This is a genomic window from Neorhizobium galegae (assembly GCF_021391675.1).
GTDB classification, from domain to species: Bacteria; Pseudomonadota; Alphaproteobacteria; order Rhizobiales; family Rhizobiaceae; genus Neorhizobium; species Neorhizobium galegae_B.
In genome coordinates this window covers 596,588-620,060 of record NZ_CP090095.1, presented here as the reverse complement: position 1 = coordinate 620,060, position 23,473 = coordinate 596,588, and the positions used below count along the sequence as shown (strand labels likewise).

Sequence of the window (23,473 nt, the reverse complement as noted above, 5' to 3'; positions counted from 1 at the left end):
GGCCCTCATCAGGGGGCCGAACTATTTCCCTTTGCAGACCGAGGATAGGACCTCAGAGACCGATCTCATGGGCGAAAGGCGGGTTGGCGCCCGCCCGCGACACCGTGACGGCAGCGGCCTTTGCGCCGAGTGCGAGAGCCTTGCTCACGGCATCCTCGGTCAAGCCCGCGACCTTTTCCTTGGTCAGCAGGTCCTGCATCTTCAGCGAGGCCAGAATGCCGGCATCGAACGTATCGCCGGCGCCGACTGTATCGACCACCGTCACGCGCTCGCTCGGCACCGAAACCTTGAAGTTTTTGGTATAGCCGGTGGCGCCATCCGCACCACGAGTGAGGACCACCAGCCTGGCGCCCTGCTCCAGCCAATGCCCGGCCAGCGTATCATGGTCGCCCTGCATGCCGAACCAATCAAGATCTTCGTCTGAGAACTTGATGATGTCGGACATGGCGGCCATCCGGCGGACGCGGTCCACGTGTTTCGGCTTGTCCTTGATGAAGCCGGGGCGAATGTTCGGATCGAAGGAGATCACCCGCTTGCGGTATTCGCGAGCCATCAGCGCCTCGTAGGTCGCGCCGCAGGGTTCCGGGATCAGGCTGATCGCGCCGAAATGCATGGCCTCGCAGTCATCGCCGAGCGCCGGCAAGTCGGCCTCGGTGATCATCCGGCCGGCGGTGCCTTCGTCGTAGAAAGCATAGGTCGCCTGGCCGTTGACGAGTTTCACGAAGGCAATCGTGGTCGGACGGGAAGAGACAGCCGCAAGGCTGTAATCCACCCCGCTCTTTGCCAGCGTGTCCCGCAGGACGTCACCCATCAGGTCATCGGAAATGCCGGTGAAAAACGCGGTCGGCTGCCCGAGCCGGCCAAGCGCGATTGCGGTGTTGAAGATCGCGCCGCCGGCGTAAGGCGCAAAGCCTTTTTCACCGAGCGTGGTGTCACGCGGAAGCATATCGATCAGGGCTTCGCCGCAGCACAAAATCATAAAAATCCTCCCGCGCGCTTTCTCAGCAGTTTTTCAATCGATTAAGCGAGCTTTTGCCAAAAGGCCAGAACAAAAAATCAGAGCGCGATCTCGCTGACGCCGCCATTGCGTCCCGACCAGGCCAACGGTGCATCGAGAAAGGCCTCGACTTCCGAGAGCGTGTTTTCATCGAAAAGCTTGCCGTCCCTGGCTGCCGCCAGAACGTTACGCCAGGTGGCGATGTGATGAAGCTTCACCTGGCCGTTCGAGAAACGCTCATAGGCTTCCGGAAAGATATCATAGAAGAAGAGCGCGATGCCGTGATCGACAGTAGCCCCGGCTGCGCGGATCGCATCGATGAACTTGAACATGCTGCCGCCGGCAGTCGTCAGGTCCTCGATGACCAGGACGCGCGCGCCTTCCGGCAGATGGCCCTCGATCTGCGCATTGCGCCCGTGGCCCTTCGGCGCCTTGCGTACGTAGATCATCGGCAGGCCCAAACGTTCGGCGAGGAAAGCCGCGAAGGGGATGCCTGCGGTCTCGCCGCCGGCAACGCAGTCGAACTTCTCGAAACCGGCGTCGCGCATGACGGTCGCGGCCGCGAAATCCATGATCGCCGAGCGGATGCGCGGATAGGAAATCAGCTTGCGGCAGTCGATATAGACCGGGCTCATCAGGCCGGAGGCAAATTTGTAGGGCTTGTCGGCGCTGAAATGGACCGCTCCGATCTCCCAGAGCATCTTCGCCATCAGTTCGGCCATTACGCCGCGGTCCGGAAATGTGGTTTGAATCATGCGCCCGCTCCTTTTGTCAAAACCACGCGCCGCAATAGCAGCATGCGGCGGAGTATGCCAGACGATGCGAAAAATAAGGAGGGATCAGGCGGTGGTACGCGTCTCGTTCAAGTCCACCGGGCGAAGATAGCCTGATACATGCACGCGATCGCGACCGGCCCTCTTTGCTTCGTAGAGCGCGTTATCGGCGAGGCTGAGCACGGTCTCGAAAGGTTGGCCGGTCGGGGCACCGACCGCGACTCCGGCGCTGACCGTGCACTTGAGCACCGCGTCGCCAATGATGATCTCGCGGGCGGCGAAGCGACGGGAGATGTCATTGGCGATCCGTTCGGCCCGTCCGGGAAGGGCATTGACGAGGATCATCACGAACTCCTCGCCGCCGAGCCGAGCCACGGTGTAGCGAGTCTTAGTGCCGCTTCTGAGATCGTCGGCAAACAGCCTCAGCACTTCATCGCCGGCAGCATGGCCGTGCTGGTCGTTGATGGCCTTGAACCGATCGATATCGAAAACGACGACGGCGGTCGACGGACCGAGAGTGCGATGGCCATGCTGCTCGAAGAGAGCACGGCGGTTGAGAAGCCCCGTCAGCGCATCGGTGATCGCCTCGTGGCGATGGTGGGCCGCCATGCGCCACTGATGCAGCGCCAGCGACAGTGCACCGATGCCGGTCATGCCGGCGATGCAGACAGCGATATTGAGGTTTTCGGCCCAGTTGTCGGGTGCGTGGCCCAGCACCCATTGTTGCCCGTCGATCAGGACGACAGCACATAGGGCGAAAGATACCGCGGTGGCGGCGTAGAGCACCGCCATTCCGATGAGCGGTCCCGGTGCCTCCCGGCGTGCGCGCCAATATTGCCTGGCGGTTTCAAGGAGCAGCCCGGCCGTGGCAAGGTTCATGACGATGAACCCGAGGCCGTCGAGGCCGGCAATCATCAGCGGCAGGCCGAAAGTCACGGAAGCGGCGGTAATGGCACCGGCCATTACCCAGGGCCGCGTCCCGCTGCGAAACTGCACCGATGCCGCATAGATCGTGCCGAACCCCGCCATCAGGAACGTATAGGCGATCGAGGCACCCACAACGTCGGCTTCGACGGTATAGGAACTATAGGCGAAAATGCCTGAAACCGTGAGGCAGAGCGCTATGACAAGGGTGAGAAGGAAGGAATCGGTGCGGCGCGAATACCATGTCCCGAACAGCGTCACCATCAGGCACGCCGCTGAGACGCCCAGCGCGAGCAGAAGAGATTGGTAGTCGAGCATCATGCCTAGCTTTCTCTTCGGGTACATCCCCGCCGGAAAATCTTGGGCGCCAAGCTAAGCCCGGATTCTATCCAAAAGGTTACCGGATCGATCTGAACACCATCAATCCGGATATCATTAGTATTTACTTATCAAGCACATGCCAGTGCAGCGGGAACATCGGATCGAAGACCGTGATCGGCCCGGCGCCGCTAGCGCGCTTGTCCGGAAACTTCACCGCATCGTCGCGCTTTTCAAGCGTGATCGTTTCTTCGTTCGGCTTCAGCCCATACCAGGCAGGGCCGTTCAGCGAGGTGAAAGCCTCCAGCCTGTCGAGCGCATTGTCGTCCTCGAACACATGCGCAAGGCAGCTCATGGTGTTGACCGACGTGTAGATGCCGGCGCAACCGCAGCCGCATTCCTTCAGCGGGTCGACATGGGGTGCGGAATCGGTGCCGAGGAAGAAGCGCGGATCGCCGGATGTCGCCGCCGCGCGTAGCGCGAGGCGATGGTTCTCGCGCTTGGCGACCGGCAGGCAGTAATAATGGGGGCGAATGCCGCCGACCAGGATGGCGTTGCGATTGATGATCAGGTGGTGGGTGGTGATCGAGCCGGCGAGATTGCCCTTCGACGACTTGATGTAGTCGATGCCGTCGGCGGTCGTCACGTGCTCCATCGTGACTTTCAGTTCCGGCAGGCGCTGGCGCAGCGGATCGAGCACCGTTTCGATGAAGACGGCTTCGCGGTCGAAGATGTCCACTTCCGGGGTGGTCACCTCGCCGTGCACGCAGAGCGGCAGGCCGATCTTCGCCATTCGCTCCAGAACCGGCATCGCCTTGTTGAAGTCGCGCACGCCGCCATGGGAATTGGTCGTGGCTCCGGCGGGATAAAGCTTCACGGCGGAGATCAGGCCGCTCCTCTTGCCCTCTTCCACATCGTCCGGATCGGTATGCTCCGTCAGGTAGAGCGTCATCAGCGGCTCGAAGCGGTCGCCTGCCGGAAGGGCGGCGAGAATGCGCTCGCGGTAGGCCTTGGCGTCCGTCGTTGTCACCACCGGCGGTACAAGGTTGGGCATGATGATGGCGCGAGCGAAATGCCGGCTCGTATCGCCGATCACCGCTTGCAGGACGTCGCCGTCGCGAAGGTGCAGGTGCCAGTCGTCAGGGCGGCGGAGCGTGAGCGTTTTCATGGGAGAACTTCCGGAGGTGGTCGATCAGTCCGCCATAACATCAATGGTTCGGACAAAACAATCCGATGATGCGAGGAACCTGCAATCCAGCAGGCCAGATGCAGGTTACTTCTCACGCGAAAGTGCGGGATGCAAAGGCTTCTCACGCACGAAACCTGAAAGGCACACGGAACCGGTGCCTGCTTCCGGCGTTCGTTAAGCAATCTGAATGATAAGTTAAATCGGAGCGCAAGATGAAATCCCGCCTCTCGAAAGTCAACAGGGGTTTTGCAATTGCCACAGGTACCGCCGTCGCGCTCTGCGCCCTGACGGTTTCGCCGGGCGCAGAGGAACGCGCCAGCCTGCAGCTCACCTCTGCGGTGCAGACGGAATGTGACCGGCTGGCCGGCAGCCCCTACGATCAGCAGCGCAACGGAGAATTTGCGCCTGTCGGCATTTCGGATATCGACGGCACCGCGGTAGACGCCTGCCGCATGGCCTATGACGCGACCGGCAACCCGCGCTTCGCCTATCAGCTCGGCCGGGCTTTCAACAAGACCCAGCAGGCCGACCAGGCCATGAACGCCTACGATGTTGCAGTCCAGGCGGGATATGCCGCCGCCAAGGTGAATTTCGGCATGCTGATGGGCCGGCTCGGCGACGAACGATCGGAGTTCCAGCTCTATACCGAGGCTGCCAATGGCGGCAACGTGCTGGCCGCCTACAATCTCGGCGTCGCCTACCGCGATGGCCTCGGCACCCAGCCGGATGTCAAGCGGGCGCTTACGTGGTTCGAAAAGGCGGCGGCGGAAGGCGACGACACGGCTGCCTTCAATATCGGCGCGATCTATGACGAAGGCCACCTCGTGGAGCAGGACGACCAGACGGCGATCGCCTGGTACGACCTTGCGGCCCAGCGCGGCAATGCCGATGCGATGATCAATCTCGGGCTGATGTACGAAGCCGGCGAAGGCATCCAAGCGAATGCTCTCAAGGCTGCCGAAATGTACGGCAAAGCTGCCGAGAAAGGCGATGTCTTCGGCGCCTACAAATTTATGCAGATGCAGGAACTGGGCATTGTCCCGGGGCCGAGCGACCCCGCGACGACCGAAGGCGTCAATTCGCTGGTGCTGAAGCCGGGCGACATGGAACAGTCGGCCGGCAACGGCAAGGAAATCTGAAACTCAGATTTCCCCAGCGGATGGTCCCCATACGTCGGTCATCGCAAATCCGTCCGACAGCGGGTCGAACGGATCAAGGGCAATCTGATGCAGACCGAAGGTAAACCCCCGGCCGGTGATCGTCGGAATGATCGCCGGCTTTCCGGCGACCTCAGTTTCGGCCGCCAGTCCCACCTCGAACTCAGAACCGATGATCGAGCGCGACTTGAAGACGTCCCCCACCTTTACCCTGCCGCGCGCATGGAGCGCTGCCAGATTGGCGGAATTGCCGGTGCCGCAGGGCGAACGGTCCGCCCTCCCCGGCCACATCGTCGTGCAGGTCCGCACCGTGCCGTTGGCTTCCGTGTCCCGGAACATCACGTAAGCGACGCCGGAGATCGCGGGGATTTCCGGGTGTACGACCTCGATCTGCCTGTTGATCAGGTCCTTCAGCACCATGCCTGCCTGGACGAGTGCTGCCGCATTGCCCTTCTCGATGGTCAGGCCGATCTGGCCGACATCCACCAGCCCGTAAAAGATCCCGCCATAACAAAGGTCGAGCGTGATCTCGCCCCATGACGGGGTCTGAACCGTGACATCAAGCTGATGCACGAAAGACGGCACCATGGTGAGCTTCACCTTTTCGCAGCGCCCATCGCGGCAGGTGGCGGTCGCGCGCACGAGGCCGGCTGCGGTTTCCAGAACAACGACGGTTTCAGGCTCCTGCATTTCGACAATGCCTGATTCCAGAAGCGCCGTTGTCACGCAGATCGAGTTCGAACCGGAACTCGCATGCGCCTGGTCCGGCTGCAGGATGATGAAGGCGGCGTCCGCATCGGGATGTTTCGCCGGCAGCAGCAGGTTGACCGAGCCGATCGGCGCTCCGCGCGGTTCGAGGCAGAGGAAGCGGCGAAGCTCGTTGCCCTTCGGATCGGTGTTCAGCCAGTGAAGCTGGGCGGCAACCGTTTCGCCCGGGATCTTCGGCACGCCGCCGATTGCGACCTTGCCGATCTCACCCTCGCAATGAACGTCCAGCAGCTGGATCGTGCGCTTCCATCTCATCTCAGGTACTCCGATCAGACGTGACGGGTGATGCCGCCATCGACACGGATGTTCTGGCCGGTGATGTAGCCGGCACCATCCGACAAGAGGAAGGAGGCCGTCTTTGCGATTTCTTCTACCTGGCCGACACGCTTCATCGGTACCTTTTCCGCCGTTCCGGGCTTGTGATCGAGACTGTCGATGAACCCCGGCAGGATGCAGTTCATGCGGATATTGTCGGCCGCATAGCGATCCGAGTAGAGCTTTGTGAAGGCACCTGCCGCTGCACGATAGGTGCACGAAACCGGGAAGACGAGCGAGGGCTCGTAGGCGGCGAAGGTGGTGATGTTGACGTAGGCGCCCTTGCCTTGTTTCAGCATGACCGGCGTCACCAGGCGCGCCATGCGCACCAGCGACAGGATCATCATGTCCGAACCGAGTGTCCAGTCCTCATCGCTGATGTCGAGCAGGTCGCCCTTCGGCGGATGGCCGGTATGATTGACCACGGCATCGATGCGGCCGTAGGTCTTCATGGTGAGGTCGAAAATCGCCTGGATGTCCTCGGCCTTTTCCGCGACGCCTCGCGAGGCGACGCCGCCGAGTTCGGCTGCCAGCTTCTCGCAGCTTTCCGAGGGCGACATCAGCGCGAGCTTGTAACCCTGGGCGTACAATTCGCGGGCGATCGCCTCGCCCATGCCACGTCCACCGCCGGTAATCAGCGCGACCTTTTCCGTCTCAGCCATCGGAATCTCCTTGGGGGTCTTTATCCGCCTGCGAGCAGGCTTCCCGAACAGATATATCAGCCTCGCCGGTTTGCCTACCGTCTTCAGCGAAGCCAGAGATAACCGAGGTTGAGCTGCATTTTGCCGTCGCCGTAATAGTAGGGCAGCGAGAGAGATTTTGCAGGCGATGCGGTTAATCCGAGGGTATCGACGGAAGAAAGATCGATCGGCAGCGGGCCCGCCGCGCGCCCGCTATCCGCCCAGATCGCCAGAACCGGCCCCTTCATGGCGTTTGGAGCCGGGAAGCCGGCGATCGGCTGCTCGGAATTGACGACCGGCACATCGGGGAACTGCAGCCGCATGTTGCCGGCAAGATGCATACCGGCCGCAACGATCACCGCCGGCCGGCCTTCCGCTTTCAGCGCTTCCGCGACGGAGGCGAGCGGATAGTTGATCCGGGTATAGGCGCCGGTGAGCCCACCCGTGAAAGTCTTGCCCGCCAGCGGGACCGATGTCACAGCCATGATGACGATGAAGACGGGGACGAGGCGCTTGAGATGGAGCGTGGTATCGATGCCCGCTCGTTCCAGCTTCAGCAGCAGATAGAGTGGCAGAGGCAGCAGATAGGGATCCAGCCAGCGCTCGGTGATCTTGGTCGTGCCCGTGAAAAGGATCACCAATAAGACACCCAACAGGCACACCGCCATCATCAGGCCCAGCAGGCGCGTCCAGCGGTCGCCGGCGGTCAGCGATCGCCTGAAGTCCTTTTTGAAGGCGACTGCGAAGATGATGACGGTCAGGGCGCCGAACGCCAGGCAGGCGAGCACCAGCGAGCCTAGGGCGCGTGCGATACGGGCAACGCCATGCGGCGCGTTCGCCTCGACCATCTTGCCGATCGTGCCGGATGTCGCGAGATCGAGATTGCCGAGAAGCCAAAGCGCATGCGGGAGGACGATTGCCAGGCTGATGATGGCAGTCAGCAGGGCCCGCAGGTCAAAAAGCCGGGCACGCCATTCCCTGTCGCAGCATACGGCAATGAGGGCGGAGGCAGGCAGCAGCCCGAAATTGTATTTCGAGATCATGCCGATGCCGATCGCTACTCCGATGATCAGGTAGCCCTGCCAATCCGCCCTGACAAGGGTTCGCAAGAGCCCGTAGAGGAACAGCGACGTCGCCATCAGCACCGCGACGGTGTGCGTCAGATCCTGCTGCGGCATGTAGGAAAGCTGCGGCAGGGTGAGCAGGCTCAGCATCGCCATTGCCGCAAAGGCGGGTCGGGCGTCGACCTCACGCGCCGCCATGCCAAAGAATACGTAGCACAACAGCAGCATCAGGAATTTCGGCAAGGTCAGCGAAAAGAGCGAGATGCCGATCACGCTGACAAAGGCATTCTGAACCCAGTTGTAGAAAGGCGGCTGCGGCCCGTACCCGGCAAACCAGTATTGTGAAAACAGCGCCTGCTCGGCCTCGTCCAGCGTCAGTGCGTTGGGCAGCATCAGGCGGACAGCGATGCTCAGCAGGAAATAAGCGCCCAGAAAAAGCGCCGCGGGCCGAAGGCCGCCAGCCAGAAACCCTGCCAGCCGACCGGGTTTGTTCAACTCTTCGGAACGCACCGCGCCCACGCTCTCGCGATTCATTTTTGCCTTATGAGAAAGTTATCATTCGAAGCGGATGGCACAGCCTGCGACGCGGATCAATAGAAACCGCGCTCGCTGATTTGATAACTTGCCCGAAATTGAACGCGTGAGGATTTCCTCCCAGTGCCCTTACAGGTCAAAAGCCGATAGCGCTGAGGCTTGGATGATCGTCGGGCCTCCGTCCGAGCGGCCAATGAAAACGCCGCTCCGCCTCGCGAATGGGCGCGTCGTTGACGGAAGCGAGCCTTCGGCGCATCAGGCCGTGTTCGTCAAACTCCCAATTCTCGTTGCCGTAGGAGCGGAACCAGTTGCCGCCATCGTCGTGCCATTCATAAGCGAAGCGGACCGCTATGCGGTTCTCCCGGAAACTCCACAGCTCCTTGACGAGACGGTAATCCAGCTCGCGCTGCCATTTGCGGGTGAGGAAGCCGACGATCGCTTCACGCCCTTCGACGAATTCGGCCCGGTTGCGCCAGTAGCTATCGACCGTGTAGGCGAGCGCCACGCGGGCCGGGTCCCGGCTGTTCCAGCCATCCTCCGCAAGACGAACTTTCTCGACTGCCATTTCCGGTGTGAACGGCGGCAGGGGTGGACGTTGATTGCTCATTGGGCATCTCCCTGGATGGCAAGGCGGGCGCGCAGTTCAGCGTTTTCGGATTCGAGCTCGGCTAGTCGGGCCCGAAGGGGACGGACCGCCTCCCCGACTTGTTCCTCGCTGAAGCGGGGAGTGATGTGCTGCGGACAGTTCCAGTCGAAGCTCTCAAGCCGCAGCCGGAAAATGCGTTCGAGCTTCGCCCGATAGCCCGCATCGATGACAAGCGCGGCCAGGGCAGGATCCGCGTCGAGCGCCACCTCCTCCACATGCACATAGATCTTCAGTCGGGCACGACGGGCGTAGTCCATCAGGAAGAGGCATGCCCTGTCGTTCGCCGCAACATTGCCGGTGCTGATATACTGGCGATTGCCGCGATAATCCGCGAGGGCCAATGTCCGGTCGTCGATCACCTTCAGAAAGCCGCGCGGGCCGCCCCGGTGCTGGACATAGGGCCAACCCGTCTCCGAGACCGTCGCCATGTAGAAGCTGTCCCGGTCGGCGATGAAGGCCGCTTCATTTTCCGTCAGGCGATCGAAGTCACGATCACCAGCAAAATTCTGCCAGATGTGATCGGCGCCCATAGCCTTCTGCGCGGCCCGAACGCTGGGTGTGATGGCGATGTCTAGAAAGCCATAGGACATGAGGGAGCTCCTTCCCGGCAGAGCCGCTATCGGCGCCGTTGAAGAGGATGCATAGCTCTTTCCATAATCCGGCATAATATAGTATTGTTGTAACTCATCCTTTCAAAAAATGGAAAAACGGATGGATCGCTTCGAAGCCATGTCGATGCTGCTGGAGGTGGTGGACAAGGGTAGTCTGTCTGCCGCGGGTCGGGCCCTCCGGGTGCCCGTACCGACGCTCAGCCGGAAAATCTCGGAGCTCGAGGCATCGCTCGGCACGCGTCTGTTGATCCGCACGACCCGCAAACTCACCCTGACCGATGTCGGCGCCACCTATGTAGCGGCGGCGCGACGCATTCTCGAACAGGTCGAGGATGCGGAACGGGAGGCCGCCGGTGAGTTCACAACGCCAAAGGGTGAATTGGTCATCACAGCGCCGATCATGTTCGGCCGGCTCCATGTCCTGCCCATCGTCATCGATTTCCTGGCCCTGTTTCGCGAAATCAACATCCGCTTGCAGTTGGCCGACCGCAACGTTCATCTCGTGGACGATCATGTCGATATGGCAGTCCGGATCGGACAATTGCCGGACAGCGCGATGGTTGCGACGCGGGTCGGATCGATGCGGATGGTGACCTGCGCCAGCCCGGCCCTGCTTACGGCTCATGGTGTTCCGCAGATACCGGAGGATCTTCGAAGAATGCCGTGGGTGACGTTCGAAGGGCCGGCTCCATCATCAATTCGGCAAATGCTGCCGGCAGGATTGAGTGCGACCGCGGCTGCATCGCGCCTTTCCGTCTCGACCGCCGAGGCCGCTGCGGAGGCCGCGATCTGCAATGTCGGGGTCACGCGGCTGCTCCATTACCAGGCGGCGGAGGCCATCAAAACCGGAGCGCTCCGGATCATCCTGGAATCCTTCGAGCCGGAGCCCGCACCCATCCATCTCGTTCACGCCGCGCGTGGCCAGATGCCGCTCAAGATGCGCAGCTTCCTGGATTTTGCCGCGCCGAGGCTGCGGCAGGCACTCGGCAGGATCGGCTCCGCCGCCTGACTTCGCCGCGGCACGCCAGATGAGATGGACCCGGGAACTGCTTGTTATTGTGACATCCACCCTATCTTAGAATGGATGTTCGGCCGCAGCACATTTGCACGGGAGCTTCAAAATGACAGTTATTCAGGAAGAACCTCCGACCGCACTCCCCTCACATCCTGAGGAAATCAAATCCACTTTTGATCTGCGCGTGGGGAAGAACATTACCTTGCAAGGCAGCGCCAGAATAACGCCTGTGGGCGTGATCAGCACCGGAATCGCGGTTGCCGCAATGACGTTTGCACTGGGGTACCTCATATCATCAATGCGGCGTCGCGGGAGTTAGGCGGGCGCCAGTTGCCACCGGCAGCCGATCAGCTCGCAACAATGTTCAGAGATGATTGGAGAAAATGGCGCACCCGAAGAGATTCGAACTCCTGACCCCCAGATTCGTAGTCTGGTGCTCTATCCAGCTGAGCTACGGGTGCGTCTGCAAGCAGTGCGTCACCGCTTGCGTGGCGATCCTCTAAAACGTCCGCATTCCGATTGCAAGCGATTTTACCGAAGGCAACGTCATTTTGCTGTCACTTCTCGCTCAAACCGTTGAGAAGCAACATTTATTTGCGTCAAGCCCGAACCCGGTAGTCCTCCAGAGAGACCGGACGGTCGGGAATTTCAATTCTAAACTGGGTGCCGGGGCCTGGTTTTTCCACAAGCGCGATGGTTCCGCCATGGGCCAGGACAAGCTCACGGGCGATGACCAGGCCGAGGCCGGTGCCGCCCGACCGCGCTGAGCCGCGGAAAGCGGAGAACAGGTTCTCACGGGCCTTTCGCGGCATGCCGGGGCCGGTGTCGTCGATGGTGATGCTGACGACGCTGCCCACCCGGTGCGCGGAGACCGTGACCCGGCGAACCATGGACGCATCCTGCGGATCGAAATTCAGCAGCGCCTGGACGGCATTCCGGCAGAGATTGTGGATGACACGGAAAATCTGCTCGCTGTCGCAATCCACTTCGAGATCGACGGCGATCTGATCCAGGAATTCGATGCCGATCTCCGGATCGATCGCCAACATGTCGCGCACCTCCTGGGCGAGCGCTGCAAAGCGGATGCGGCGGCGCCGGGGCGCTGCCTCGGAGGCCTGACCGTAAGCCAGCACCTCGTTGGTGTAACCCACCGCGCGGTCGATCGTGCGCAACAGTTTCGGTGCGAAACTCCTCACCATCGGATCGTCGACATCCGTCAGGCGGTCCGACATCAGCTGCGCTGACGCGAGGATGTTGCGCATGTCGTGGTTGATCTTCGAAACGGCGAGGCCAAGATCGACCAAGTTCTTCTGCTGCTTCAGCGTTCGCTGCAATTGCGCCTGCATGGCTGTGAGGTGCCGGCCGGCGACTGCAAGTTCGCCCCGGGAACGATCGGCGCTAAAGACGCGGGCGGGGTCGTCCGGCTGCTCCGAGAAAAACTGCATGCTATGGGTGAGCCGCCGGATCGGCATGATCATCATCCGGTTGATGGCGAGGAAGATCAGTACGGCGGTGATCAGGGAGATCAGCAGCGACAGGAGAAACATCGTCTTCGAATATTTCAGCATGTCCTTGCGCAATGCGTCGTCGGTCATGACCAGTTCGATGACCATGTCGCTGTCGCCGATCGGGCCATAGACGCGCATCACGCGGCCGCCGCCAAAGACGAGCGTGTCGAGTGCGTCGCGCATCGAAGATGCTATCGGGACATTGGCAAGATCGAACACTTCGTCGATCTGCGGCTGCGTGTCCGTTGCAGCCAGCAGCCGCGAGGTGCCGTCCTTGCGCAGGGCGATCACCTTGGTGCCGGTCGCAAGCAGCGTATCGTCCTGCACGGCGCGGGGAAGCTCGGCGGGCTGCAGCCCGTCGATGACGATGCCGGCGGCGGCGGCCGTATCCAGCCGATCGCGCAGCCAGTTCATCCGCATGGTGGCGACGGAGGGGACGAAGATCAGCACTTCGGCCATCATCACGAAAATGACGGTAAGCCAGAGAAGCCTGCCGGAAAGGCCGCGGAAAAGGCGCGGCATGGTTTCCGGGCCTACGCCTTCCGGCGAGGACCCCGAGCGCCCCGAGGTATGAACCTCGTCGTCCATGCGGATCTCCATTTCCGAATACCCGGCCCGCCGGATTGATGCGAGCCCACGGATGATCGCTTATTTTAGAGGTTCGGCGTTTTTTTACCAGTCCCCTTTGCCGCAGTGCAAAAAAGAAAGCGGAAAGGGTTGCCCCTCTCCGCTTCCTTATTCGACTGACATGCGAACTTGGATCAGAATTCTTCCCATTCTCCGGCAACCGCTGTCGTTGCGACGGCAGCTCCGCCGAAAGCCCGCGAGAGCGCACCCGTCATCGCCTTTACCGGAGAGACGCGCGGCCGATGGACGGCAGCTGCCGCAACCGGCCGCGAAGTCTTGACCGGCTCGGCAACGCGCTCGCCCTCCTGACCGATGTCGAAATTGGAGACGAGTGCAAACAGGCTGTCGGCCTCGGAAGACAATGTCTGCGTCGCCGCGGACGTCTCCTCGACCATGGCGGCATTCTGCTGCGTCACCTGGTCCATCTGGTTGACGGCGGTATTGACCTCGGCGAGCCCCGTCGCCTGCTCGCGGGAAGCGACGGCGATCGAATGGATATGATCGTTGATGCGCAGCACGCGGGTTTCGATTTCCGACAGTGCCTCGCCGGTCTTCTGAACCAGCATCACGCCTCCGGCGACTTCCTCGCCGGACTTGCTGATCAACGCCTTGATGCCCTTTGCCGCACTTGCCGAGCGCTGGGCGAGTTCGCGCACTTCCTGAGCGACGACGGCAAAACCCTTGCCGGCTTCGCCTGCACGGGCGGCCTCGACGCCGGCATTGAGAGCCAGAAGATTGGTCTGGAAGGCGATTTCGTCGATGACATTGGTGATCTGGGCGATCTCGCGGGAGGCCTGCTCTATCCGGCCCATCGCATCGACGGCGCTACGCACCACCTCGCCCGACTGGACCGCGCTCTGCTTGGCCTCGCCGACCATCACGGTTGCTTCATGCGCCCGCTCGGTCGACGTCTTGACGACGGCGGTGATCTCTTCGAGCGCAGCGGACGTTTCTTCCAGCGCGGCAGCCTGCTGTTCGGTGCGGCGGGACAGATCATTGGTCGCCCGGCTCAGCTCGGCGGCGCTACCGTTGATAGAGCCGGTGGCGGTACGGACATTCCGCATCGTGCCGCGCAGCGTGTCCATGGTCCCGTTGACATTGTGTTGCAGCTCGGCGAAGGCGCCCTTGAAATTGCCCTGCATGCTGTCGGTGAGGTCACCCTCGGCAAGGCTCTTCACGACGCGGCGCGTTTCGGAAATGCCAGCATCGACGCTGGCGACGAGCAGATCCACCTCGCGGGCAAAACGGTCGAGGCTTTCCTCGCCCCACTGCTTGTCGATGCGGCGATTGAAGTCGCCTTCCGAAGCGGCGGCGACCACGACCGCCATGCGGGCCTGGAGATCGTCGCTCTTGGCACGCAGTGCCGCTTCGGACGCATTCATGCGGGCGACTTCGATACCGTTCTTCTTGAAGACTTCGACGGCGGCAGCCATGTCGCCGATCTCGTCCCGGCGTCCGGCGAAAGATACGGCGGCATCATAGTCGCCGTCGGCAATCAGCTTCATCGAGGACGTCAGGCCAAGGATGGGCTGGCTCAGTTCCTTGCGGCCGAGATAAAGGCCGAAGGCCATGCCGCCGGCAACACCGATCAGCGTTGCGGCCAAGACGGAATAGAAGACCATGTTGCCGAACGCGTCCATGCCGGCACTCAGCTTGTCGAGTTCGGTCTGGTCCATCTTGACGACCGAGTCGATTTCCGCCTGATAGGCCTTGCGGTTGGCGCGGTTCGCCTCGTTATTGCCCTGAACGTTGGCTGCCTGAGGGCCTTCCGTCTGGCTGAGGCGGACAGTCTCGGCGCGGAATGTCTTGAATTCAGCGGACCGCGCGATCAGCTTGTCGAACGCCTCCCTCTGCGCGGCGGGAACCATCGGCCGCCAGGTGGCGATCAGTTTTTCCATGTCACCGAGGGACTTCAGAACCCCATCGCCGAACTGCTTGGCCGTTGCGCTGTCCTTCGACGCGTAGATGCCCCGCGCGTCCATCACCACAGCGGTGACCAGGCGGTTGAGATGTTCGCCCTTGTAGGCACGATCCGCGACGTCGGCATATTGCTGCGTCTGGGCGCGATACTCTTCGACCGCGAAGAGCGACAGGCCGCCGATAATGCAGGCAACGAGGCTCATGAGGCCGACGAGGAGGTTGATTTTCCCTCGAATTTTCATTTCATTCCCTTCCAGACGGGACTTATCGTGCGAGGAAGGCAGGCCCGTAACCCAGATGCTCTTCCATTCGGTGCTAAAATTAGCCATTAGAAATTAAAGAAAAGCTTAGAGAAAAACGGGGCTCGCAGCCTCGGCGGGCGCGCTCTTTCTAGCTGCTCGCCTCGGTTGAGATATTTGACGTTTGGCAGGGGGAGAGGCCTCGCACCTACTATTTCTTACCCCTCAATTTAGGGGGATATATCGATACGACCGCGCCTGCCGGCCTCGCCAGAGGCGCCAGTGATCAAGATTGGCCGGCGCTCGGCCTACAGCCCAAAAATCCCGGCAGCGATTGACTTTTGCGGCGGAGTCCTCTTATAAGCCGCCCACGTTCAGCTCCGGCGGGCTTGCACGCATGCAGCCGCTTGCGCAGATCGTTTTTCCGAAGCGCTCTTGCCGTCGTGATGACGGCAAACTCCAAGAAGGGCCGCACACCGCGGTATTAAAATAAATGAAGCGTACCTATCAACCGTCCAAGCTTGTTCGCAAGCGCCGCCACGGATTCCGTACCCGTATGGCCACCAAAGGTGGTCGTCTGGTTCTCTCCGCACGTCGCGCCCGTGGCCGCAAGCGTCTCTCGGCCTAAGGCCTGAGATGCCCGAGACGACCGGGCGATGACGACTGAGACAAAGAACGAGAAAACTGTCGGGCGGCTTAAAAGCCGGCCGCAGTTCCTTGCCGTCCGGGGAGGCGAATCCCGCCGAGGCCGGAACTTCCTTCTGGAAGTCCTTGATCGAAACCAACCGGACGAAGCGCCGCGCGTCGGTTTCACCGTTACCAAGAAACATGGCAACGCGGTCGAACGCAACCGCATGCGCCGCCGTCTCCGCGAGGCGGTGAGGCAATCTGCCGGATTTGCAATGAAGAACGGACACGACTATGTGATTGTCGCGCGGCGGGAGGTGCTTACGGCCCCCTTTGCGGATATGACGGCCCAGCTTATCGAGCGTATCGAAAGCAAGCCGAGACCAAAGCGGTCCGAGGAGACCCGTTCCAGGAAAGCATGATGGAAAAGAACCGCAATTACTTCATCGCGATCGCGCTCTCGGTGCTGATCGTTCTTGCCTGGCAATTCCTCTATATGAACCCGAGGATGGAAGCCCAGCAGCGTGCCGAAGAAGCCAGCCGTGCGCTTCAGGGCGAAAGCGCTCAGCCTGTTTCCCCCGAGAGCCCCGGCGCTCAGAGCGGCTCCGGCGTACTCGGCAACCTGCCCGGCGCCAACCCGGCAGCTGCCGCGCTCTCCCGCGACCAGGCGCTCGCACGGTCGCGGCGCGTGCAGATCGAGACGCCGGCCCTGATCGGCTCCATCAACCTGACCGGCGCCCGTTTCGACGACCTGAAGCTGCGCGAATATCACGAGACCGTGGACGACAAGAGCCCGATCATCACGCTGTTCTCGCCGTCCGATACGACAGACGGCTATTTCACGGAAATCGGCTATATCCCCAATGAATCGATCGGCGCCGCCCCCGGCACCGGCACGCAATGGACGCTCGCAGGCGGCGACAAGCTGACCCAGCAGACGCCGGTGACGCTGACCTTCACCAACGAGAAGGGCGTGACCTTCACGCGCACGATTTCGATCGACGACCACTACATGCTGACCGTCGCCGACAAGATCGACAACAAGACGGCCGCCCCGGTGACGCTGACGCCCTATGGCCGCGTGCTGCGCAACAACAAGCCGGCGACGCCGTCCGTCTGGGTCATCCACGAAGGCTTCATCGGCGTGATGGGCGAGAGCGGCAGCCTCGACGAACACACCTACGCCAATATTGAAAAAGAGCAGTTCACCAACGAGAAATCCACGACCGGCTGGATGGGCATCACCGACAAGTACTGGGCTGCCACCATCGTGCCGCCGCAGACGCTGCCCTATGTTGCACGTTTCTCGCATTTCGCCGGTGCTCAGGCGAGCTACCAGGCGGACTACAAGGGCGACGACCTGACGGTTCAGCCGGGTCAATCCACCGAACTCAAGAACCTCGTCTTCGCCGGCGCCAAGGAAGTGCCGTTGATCTCGCGCTACGAGACGGAATTCGGCGTCCCGCAGTTCAACCGTCTGATCGACTGGGGATGGTTCTACTTCATCACCAAGCCGATGTTCCAGCTGATGGACTTCTTCTTCCGTCACGTGGGCAATTTCGGCGTCGCGATCCTGCTCACCACCATCGTCGTCAAGGCGCTGTTCTTCCCGCTCGCCAGCAAGCAATACGCTTCCATGGCCAACATGAAGCGCATGCAGCCGAAGATGGAAGAGCTGAAGGCCAAGTTCGGCGACGACCGGATGGGCCTGCAGCAGGCAATGATGGCGCTCTACAAGGAAGAAAAGATCAATCCGATCGCCGGCTGCTGGCCGGTCCTGTTGCAGATCCCGGTCTTCTTCGCGCTCTACAAGGTCATCTATGTCACCATCGAAATGCGGCATGCGCCGTTCTTCGGCTGGATCCAGGATCTGTCCGCTCCCGACCCGACGTCGCTCTTCAACCTCTTCGGCCTGCTGCCCTTCGACGTGCCGCACGCGCTGATGATCGGCGTCTGGCCGCTGGTGATGGGCGTCACCATGTTCGTGCAGATGCGCATGAACCCGACGCCGCCGGATCCGACCCAGGCGATGATCTTCACCTGGATGCCGCTGGTGTTCACCTTCATGCTGGCGTCCTTCCCGGCCGGCCTCGTCATCTACTGGGCCTGGAACAACACCCTGTCGGTGACGCAGCAGGCGATCATCATGAAGCGTCATGGCGCCAAGATCGAACTCTTCGACAATCTGAAGGGCTTCTTCCGACGAAAAGAGGCGCCGACAAAATAGCGTCTGCCAAGACACCGATGAGGAACCCCGGCTGGTCCGGGGTTTTTCTTTTGGAATAGGGCTGTAACGCCCGAAAGCTTGACATTGCCGGCCAAAACCTTGAAGCCGTGCCCTTCGACAGAACAGGACGACCAGAACCGATGCCCGCAGACATGAGCACGGACGACAAGCCGCTTTTCGGCCGCCCCTGGATTTTCATCCGCGGCGTGCCCTCGATGAAGTTCCTGCCACCGGAAGGTCCGCTCGAAGTCGCCTTTGCCGGCCGCTCAAACGTCGGCAAGTCGTCGCTGATCAACGCGATCGTCGGCCAGAAGGGATTGGCGCGCACCTCCAATACGCCCGGCCGCACCCAGGAGCTCAACTATTTCGTGCCGGACGGCTATTCGGGCGCAGGTACCGACCTGCCGCCGATGGCGCTGGTCGACATGCCGGGCTACGGTTACGCCAAGGCGCCGAAGGAAACCGTCGATGCCTGGACCAGGCTGGTCTTCGACTACCTGCGCGGCCGCGCGACGCTGAAACGCGTCTATGTGCTGATCGACAGCCGCCACGGCATCAAGAAGAATGACGAGGAGGTACTGGACCTGCTCGACAAAGCCGCCGTCTCCTACCAGATCGTGCTGACCAAGACCGACAAGATCAAGGAACCGGCCGTGGTGAAGCTGCTGGCCGAGACGCAGGAAAAGATCCGCAAGCACCCCGCGGCCTTTCCGTTCGTGCTCTCCACCTCGTCCGAAAAAGGCAAGGGGATCGAGGAACTGCGCCAGGCGATCGCCGAAACCGTAGGCCGGGCGCTCTGACGCTGCCCTAACAGAAACGGCAGATCCGGCCGCCCCGAGAGAGGCGACCGGATCCTGATGTAAAAGCCCCAGCGGGTGCGACCAGCGTTTACATTTTCGGCAGCAGAACCTTGTCGACCACGTGGATGACGCCGTTCGACTGCTTGACGTCGGCGATCGTGACATGCGACACGCCGCCCATTTCGTCGGTCAGCGTGATCTTGCCCATGCTTTCCTTGGCTTTCAGGATGCAGCCGCCGACGGTCTTGACGTCATGCGTGCCCTTGTCGTCCTTGATCATCTTATCGATGGCCGTGGACAGGGCGTTGGCCGCGACCACGTGGCAGGTCAGCACCTTGGTGAGCTGAGCCTTGTTTTCCGGCTTCAGCAGCGTTTCGACGGTGCCCTTGGGCAGGGCGGCGAAGGCTTCGTTGGTCGGGGCAAAAACCGTGAACGGACCCTTGCCCTGGAGCGTCTCCACCAGGCCGGCAGCCTTGACGGCCGCGACGAGCGTCGTGTGGTCCTTGGAGTTCACGGCATTTTCGATGATGTTCTTCTCTTCGTACATCGCGGCGCCGCCGACCTTCGGATTTGCGGCAAAAACGGTCACGGCGGTGGCGGACAGAACGGTGGCGACAGCGAGCGTGCGGAATGCGGTCTTGAACATGATGGCTTCCTCTCAACGAAACAAATTGCCCCGGCGCGGATGCGCGCCTCCCAAGGCATGGCGTCCCGACATCGGCGGAGACATCGCAAGAGACGGAAGGCGTGGGAGAAGAGTTTCAAGGCTGGCGACGAAACCGCCGTTAAACTTTTAAGCTGCTGTTTTTATTGATTTATATCTTTCGCACCGTTTGCAAACTGTCATGTCTGGAGCTTCCCGCGAAGGGTATTTGCCGGAATACGGCCACCATTTATCCGGCGTCAACACGTCGATTGGGCGACAATCTCGCGGACTGATTATTTCCTATGTCAAAAACATGCGCTAAAAGGCCCCACTTAATATTCAGGGGTATCCGATGACGGCTTCCGAAAGCGAACTTCAGGCCAAGCTTCTGGCACAGGCGCTGCCCTATATGCAGCGTTACGAAAACAAGACGATCGTCGTGAAATACGGCGGCCATGCCATGGGCGATACGGAACTCGGCAAGGCGTTCGCGGCGGATATCGCGCTTCTCAAGCAGTCGGGCGTCAACCCGATCGTCGTTCATGGCGGCGGCCCACAGATCGGCGCGATGCTGACGAAGATGGGCATCGAATCCAAGTTCGAAGCCGGCCTGCGCGTCACCGACCAGAAGACGGTCGAGATCGTCGAAATGGTCCTCGCCGGCTCGATCAACAAGGAGATCGTCGCGCTGATCAACCAGACCGGCGAATGGGCGATCGGCCTTTGCGGCAAGGACGGCAACATGGTCTTCGCCGAAAAGGCAAAGAAGACCATCATCGATCCCGACAGCAATATCGAGCGGGTCCTCGACCTCGGCTTCGTCGGCGAAGTGGTGGAAGTCGACCGCACGCTGCTCGACCTGCTCGCCAAGTCGGAAATGATCCCTGTCATCGCCCCGGTCGCGCCTGGCCGCGACGGTGCGACCTATAACATCAATGCCGATACGTTCGCGGGCGCCATCGCCGGCGCGCTCAGCGCCACCCGCCTGCTCTTCCTCACCGACGTTCCGGGCGTTCTGGACAAGGACAAGCAGCTGATCAAGGAACTCACGGTCGCCCAGGCCCAGGCCCTCATCAAGGACGGCACGATCTCCGGCGGCATGATACCCAAGGTCGAGACCTGCATCGAGGCGATCAAGGCGGGCGTGCAGGGCGTCGTCATCCTGAACGGCAAGACGGCCCATTCGGTGCTACTCGAAATCTTCACCGAGCACGGCGCCGGCACGCTGATCGTTCCCTGATCGCGAACGGCCTCAAGGCTCAGCCAGCGGCGGTGAAAACCGCCGCGGCGTCTTCCTTCAGCTTCGCCATCATCGCCCGATACGGCCCCGGCCCGTAACTGACCCGGGCAACCCCGAGTTCACCGAGGCGTTTTGGCGACGGTACGCCACCGAACATCATGATGTTGACCGGAAGCGGCGAGGCCTTGCATAACGTCTCGATCAACCCCTCATCAGCTAGTCCCGGTGCGAAGAACCCGTTGCCTCCAGCCTCGGCATAGGCTTTGGCACGTTCGATCGCCTGATCGAGAAGCGCAGCATGCTTCGTCCGGTCGCCTTCCTGCAGGAAGAGATCGGTACGGGCGTTGATGAACAAGGCCATGTCCCGAGTGTCTGCCAAAGCCCGGATGGCACGGATGCGCTCGGCCTGCTGCTCCACCGGATAGATGCCGCTGCCGCCAACAACCTGATCCTCGAAATTGACGCCTATAGCGCCGGCGTCGATGACCTTAGCGACATTTGCCGCCAATTCGGCCAGATCTTCGGCATAACCACCCTCGAAATCCACCGACAACGGCAGGTCGATCGCTGCGGTGATCGATTTCGCCGTGGCGAGCAATGCATCGAGCGGCAGGTTCTCACCGTCGGCATAGCCTTGCGCTGCAGCGACCGACCAGCTTCCGGTGCCGAGCGCTTTCGCCCCCGCATCCGCAACCGCCTTGGCGGTGCCTGCATCCCAGATGTTATAGATGATGACCGGATTGCCCTTCCGGTGAAGCGCGGCGAACGCGACGGCCTTGTCGCTCTGAGACATCAATGATCCTCCCGTTGATGGACTACCCTAACCGGTTTCGGTAACAGATGCCGCCGCGAATCGGGCGTCGATCAGGAAAAGATCAATCCCAGGATGCCGCAGACGATCAAGAGGCAGCCGAACACTTCCATGCGGTTCACCCGTTCATGGAAAAGGAAATAGGACGCCATGAAGGTGAAGACGAGTTCGATCTGCCCGAGTGCGCGGACATAGGCCACCTGCTGCAGGGTCATGGCGGTGAACCAGCCGGCCGAGCCGACAACGCCTGCCAGGCCCACGAGAGAGGATGAACGCCACGAGAGAACGACCTGGACGATCTCGCGCTTGTCCTTCCAGAACATCCAGATCAGCATGAAGGCCGTCTGGAAGGTCGTGACGCAGGCGAGCGTCATGGCCGCTTCCATGACCGGCCCTGGGCCGCCGAGCGACAACGAAGCCGTGCGATAGGAAACGGCCGAAATACCAAAGACGGCGCCTGACGCGATACCGATCATGGCGGTGCGGCTGGTCATGGCGACGAGCATGTTGCGCCAGGAAAGCGGCATGCGCGCCATCGAGATCGTCATCACGCCGATGACGCCGACAATGATCGCCGCGACCGAGCCGGGCGTCAGCTTTTCGCCGAGCAGGATGAAGCCGAATATCGCAGCCTGCACCGGCTCGGTCTTGGAATAGGCCGTCCCGACCGCAAAGTTCCTGAGCGAAAAGAGATGCACCAGCATCATGGTCGCAAAGATCTGCGCCAGGCCGCCGATCACGGCCCATAAAGCGAAGGTCCAGTTCAATGCCGGGAACGGATAACCGACGAAATAGTGGAGGCTCAGGACATAAAGGATCGCGATCGGAAAACCGTAGCCGAAGCGCACGAAGCTCGCTCCGCGCGTGCCAAGCGAACCCTGCAGATGCTTCTGCAGGGCAGAGCGCAGGTTCTGCAGAAAGGCAGCGGCGATGGTGATGGGGATCCAGAGTTCCATATGCTGGCGGTATCACGCGTTCCGGCAGATCGCCAAGGCTGGCCCTGGTCGAAAGCGTTCGTCTTTTTCGTTTTCTTTGCCGCCGAGCCGGTGCATAAAGCGGCCATGGAAAAAAAGCCGCAGACCTCGCCCGATCCCGCCGATTTCGCCCATGTCCGCGACTGGGTGTTCGATCTCGACAACACGCTTTATCCGCATCACATCAATCTGTTCGCGCAGATCGACAAGAACATGACGGCCTATGTGCAGGAACTGCTGCAGCTCGAGCCGGCGGAAGCGAAAGCGCTGCAGAAGCAATATTACCATGAGCACGGCACGACGCTGCAGGGCCTGATGCTGAACCATGGCATCGATCCGGACGGGTTTCTCGAACAGGCGCATGCGATCGACTATTCGGCACTCCTGCCGCACCCGGAGCTCGGCGAGGCGATCAAGGCGCTTCCCGGCCGCAAGTTCATCTTTACCAATGGCAGCGTGCCGCATGCGGAGGCCGCAGCCCGGGCGCTCGGCATCCTCGATAATTTCGACGACATATTCGACATCGTCGCGGCCGACTACGTGCCGAAGCCGGCAGGCGCGACTTACGACAAGTTCGCCAGTCTTCATCGGGTCGATACGAAAAGCGCCGCGATGTTCGAGGACCTGCCGCGCAATCTGCAGGTGCCGAAGGCACTCGGCATGCGCACGATCCTCCTCGTGCCGCGCAACCTCGACACGGTGCTGATGGAACGGTGGGAAAAGCTCGGCGACGAAGACGATCACATCGACTACGTGACCGACGATCTGACGGGTTTCCTCGCCGGCCTCAATATCGGCTAAGGTTTTATCGGCATTACTAAAAGTTCATCCACATTACGGATGTTTAAGTGGTTTTGACGGGT

23 protein-coding genes and 1 tRNA gene are annotated in these 23,473 nt (G+C 61.2%); 9 read left to right on the top strand and 15 right to left on the bottom strand.

Annotated features, from left to right (window positions below):
• Window positions 1-52: 52 nt before the first annotated feature.
• From LZK81_RS03045 to pyrC, 4 genes are all read right to left on the bottom strand, one after another.
• Window positions 53-979, bottom strand: a complete 927-nt coding sequence (locus LZK81_RS03045; protein ID WP_233955156.1) for a carbohydrate kinase family protein — start codon at window positions 977-979, stop codon at window positions 53-55.
• Window positions 980-1,056: 77 nt separating this feature from the next.
• Entirely contained in the window at window positions 1,057-1,752 is a 696-nt protein-coding gene (locus LZK81_RS03040) for an orotate phosphoribosyltransferase (protein WP_046603168.1), read from the bottom strand.
• 84 nt (window positions 1,753-1,836) lie between these two features.
• Complete coding sequence (locus tag LZK81_RS03035; RefSeq protein ID WP_233955155.1) at window positions 1,837-3,015, bottom strand: GGDEF domain-containing protein; 1,179 nt, start codon at window positions 3,013-3,015, stop codon at window positions 1,837-1,839.
• A 121-nt stretch (window positions 3,016-3,136) separates the two neighbouring features.
• Window positions 3,137-4,180, bottom strand: coding sequence for a dihydroorotase (gene pyrC, locus LZK81_RS03030; protein WP_046603166.1), 1,044 nt, complete (start codon window positions 4,178-4,180; stop codon window positions 3,137-3,139).
• A 233-nt stretch (window positions 4,181-4,413) separates the two neighbouring features.
• Here pyrC and LZK81_RS03025 point away from each other — a divergent pair, with 233 nt between their 5' ends.
• Entirely contained in the window at window positions 4,414-5,340 is a 927-nt protein-coding gene (locus LZK81_RS03025; RefSeq protein WP_052753452.1) for a tetratricopeptide repeat protein, read from the top strand.
• Between the two features lie 3 nt (window positions 5,341-5,343).
• Here LZK81_RS03025 and LZK81_RS03020 read toward each other — a convergent pair whose 3' ends face one another.
• From LZK81_RS03020 to LZK81_RS03000, 5 genes are all read right to left on the bottom strand, one after another.
• Complete coding sequence (locus LZK81_RS03020) at window positions 5,344-6,381, bottom strand: 4-hydroxyproline epimerase (protein WP_233955154.1); 1,038 nt, start codon at window positions 6,379-6,381, stop codon at window positions 5,344-5,346.
• Window positions 6,382-6,395: 14 nt separating this feature from the next.
• Window positions 6,396-7,103: an SDR family oxidoreductase gene (locus tag LZK81_RS03015; protein ID WP_233955153.1), complete on the bottom strand. Its 708-nt coding sequence runs from the start codon at window positions 7,101-7,103 to the stop codon at window positions 6,396-6,398.
• Between the two features lie 83 nt (window positions 7,104-7,186).
• Window positions 7,187-8,719, bottom strand: coding sequence for a glycosyltransferase family 39 protein (locus LZK81_RS03010; RefSeq protein ID WP_233955152.1), 1,533 nt, complete (start codon window positions 8,717-8,719; stop codon window positions 7,187-7,189).
• Between the two features lie 136 nt (window positions 8,720-8,855).
• On the bottom strand, window positions 8,856-9,326 hold the full coding sequence (locus tag LZK81_RS03005) for a DUF1348 family protein (RefSeq protein ID WP_233955151.1): 471 nt from the start codon (window positions 9,324-9,326) through the stop codon (window positions 8,856-8,858).
• Window positions 9,323-9,955, bottom strand: coding sequence for a pyridoxamine 5'-phosphate oxidase family protein (locus LZK81_RS03000; RefSeq protein WP_233955150.1), 633 nt, complete (start codon window positions 9,953-9,955; stop codon window positions 9,323-9,325). The genes LZK81_RS03005 and LZK81_RS03000 overlap by 4 nt, the downstream gene beginning before the upstream one ends.
• A gap of 121 nt (window positions 9,956-10,076) precedes the next feature.
• On the opposite strand from LZK81_RS03000, the gene LZK81_RS02995 reads away from it, so the two are divergent.
• On the top strand, window positions 10,077-10,985 hold the full coding sequence (locus tag LZK81_RS02995) for a LysR family transcriptional regulator (protein ID WP_233955149.1): 909 nt from the start codon (window positions 10,077-10,079) through the stop codon (window positions 10,983-10,985).
• A gap of 112 nt (window positions 10,986-11,097) precedes the next feature.
• Window positions 11,098-11,310: a hypothetical protein gene (locus LZK81_RS02990; protein WP_080952601.1), complete on the top strand. Its 213-nt coding sequence runs from the start codon at window positions 11,098-11,100 to the stop codon at window positions 11,308-11,310.
• Window positions 11,311-11,375: 65 nt separating this feature from the next.
• On the opposite strand, the gene LZK81_RS02985 is transcribed toward LZK81_RS02990, so the two are convergent.
• The 3 genes from LZK81_RS02985 to LZK81_RS02975 all read right to left on the bottom strand — a co-directional run bounded on the left by LZK81_RS02985 (window position 11,376) and on the right by LZK81_RS02975 (window position 15,288).
• A tRNA-Arg gene (locus LZK81_RS02985) sits at window positions 11,376-11,452 on the bottom strand.
• A 138-nt stretch (window positions 11,453-11,590) separates the two neighbouring features.
• Entirely contained in the window at window positions 11,591-13,021 is a 1,431-nt protein-coding gene (locus LZK81_RS02980) for a sensor histidine kinase (RefSeq protein WP_233956436.1), read from the bottom strand.
• A 239-nt stretch (window positions 13,022-13,260) separates the two neighbouring features.
• Window positions 13,261-15,288 carry a methyl-accepting chemotaxis protein gene (locus LZK81_RS02975; RefSeq protein ID WP_233955148.1) on the bottom strand — a complete coding sequence of 676 codons (2,028 nt, stop codon included), beginning with the start codon at window positions 15,286-15,288 and terminating at the stop codon, window positions 13,261-13,263.
• Window positions 15,289-15,778: 490 nt separating this feature from the next.
• On the opposite strand from LZK81_RS02975, the gene rpmH reads away from it, so the two are divergent.
• From rpmH to yihA, 4 genes are all read left to right on the top strand, one after another.
• Complete coding sequence (rpmH, locus tag LZK81_RS02970) at window positions 15,779-15,913, top strand: 50S ribosomal protein L34 (RefSeq protein WP_080719113.1); 135 nt, start codon at window positions 15,779-15,781, stop codon at window positions 15,911-15,913.
• Window positions 15,914-15,941: 28 nt separating this feature from the next.
• Window positions 15,942-16,334 (top strand): ribonuclease P protein component, encoded by a 393-nt coding sequence (gene rnpA, locus LZK81_RS02965; RefSeq protein WP_037079357.1) that lies wholly within the window; start codon window positions 15,942-15,944, stop codon window positions 16,332-16,334.
• Window positions 16,334-18,139 carry a membrane protein insertase YidC gene (yidC, locus tag LZK81_RS02960; protein ID WP_046628090.1) on the top strand — a complete coding sequence of 602 codons (1,806 nt, stop codon included), beginning with the start codon at window positions 16,334-16,336 and terminating at the stop codon, window positions 18,137-18,139. The genes rnpA and yidC overlap by 1 nt, the downstream gene beginning before the upstream one ends.
• Before the next feature lie 152 nt (window positions 18,140-18,291).
• A complete protein-coding gene (gene yihA / locus LZK81_RS02955) occupies window positions 18,292-18,939 on the top strand; it encodes a ribosome biogenesis GTP-binding protein YihA/YsxC (protein WP_046628182.1) in 648 nt (215 codons plus the stop codon).
• A gap of 88 nt (window positions 18,940-19,027) precedes the next feature.
• Here yihA and LZK81_RS02950 read toward each other — a convergent pair whose 3' ends face one another.
• On the bottom strand, window positions 19,028-19,585 hold the full coding sequence (locus tag LZK81_RS02950; RefSeq protein WP_046603157.1) for a fasciclin domain-containing protein: 558 nt from the start codon (window positions 19,583-19,585) through the stop codon (window positions 19,028-19,030).
• A 352-nt stretch (window positions 19,586-19,937) separates the two neighbouring features.
• Between LZK81_RS02950 and argB the strand changes: the two genes are divergently transcribed.
• Window positions 19,938-20,825: an acetylglutamate kinase gene (argB, locus tag LZK81_RS02945; RefSeq protein WP_007771514.1), complete on the top strand. Its 888-nt coding sequence runs from the start codon at window positions 19,938-19,940 to the stop codon at window positions 20,823-20,825.
• 19 nt (window positions 20,826-20,844) lie between these two features.
• Here the strand turns inward: argB and LZK81_RS02940 are convergent, their stop codons facing one another.
• Both LZK81_RS02940 and LZK81_RS02935 read right to left on the bottom strand, forming a co-directional pair.
• A complete protein-coding gene (locus LZK81_RS02940) occupies window positions 20,845-21,618 on the bottom strand; it encodes an isocitrate lyase/PEP mutase family protein (protein ID WP_233955147.1) in 774 nt (257 codons plus the stop codon).
• Between the two features lie 71 nt (window positions 21,619-21,689).
• Entirely contained in the window at window positions 21,690-22,592 is a 903-nt protein-coding gene (locus tag LZK81_RS02935; RefSeq protein ID WP_233955146.1) for a DMT family transporter, read from the bottom strand.
• A 105-nt stretch (window positions 22,593-22,697) separates the two neighbouring features.
• Here LZK81_RS02935 and LZK81_RS02930 point away from each other — a divergent pair, with 105 nt between their 5' ends.
• Entirely contained in the window at window positions 22,698-23,411 is a 714-nt protein-coding gene (locus LZK81_RS02930; RefSeq protein ID WP_046603510.1) for a pyrimidine 5'-nucleotidase, read from the top strand.
• Window positions 23,412-23,473 lie beyond the last annotated feature (62 nt).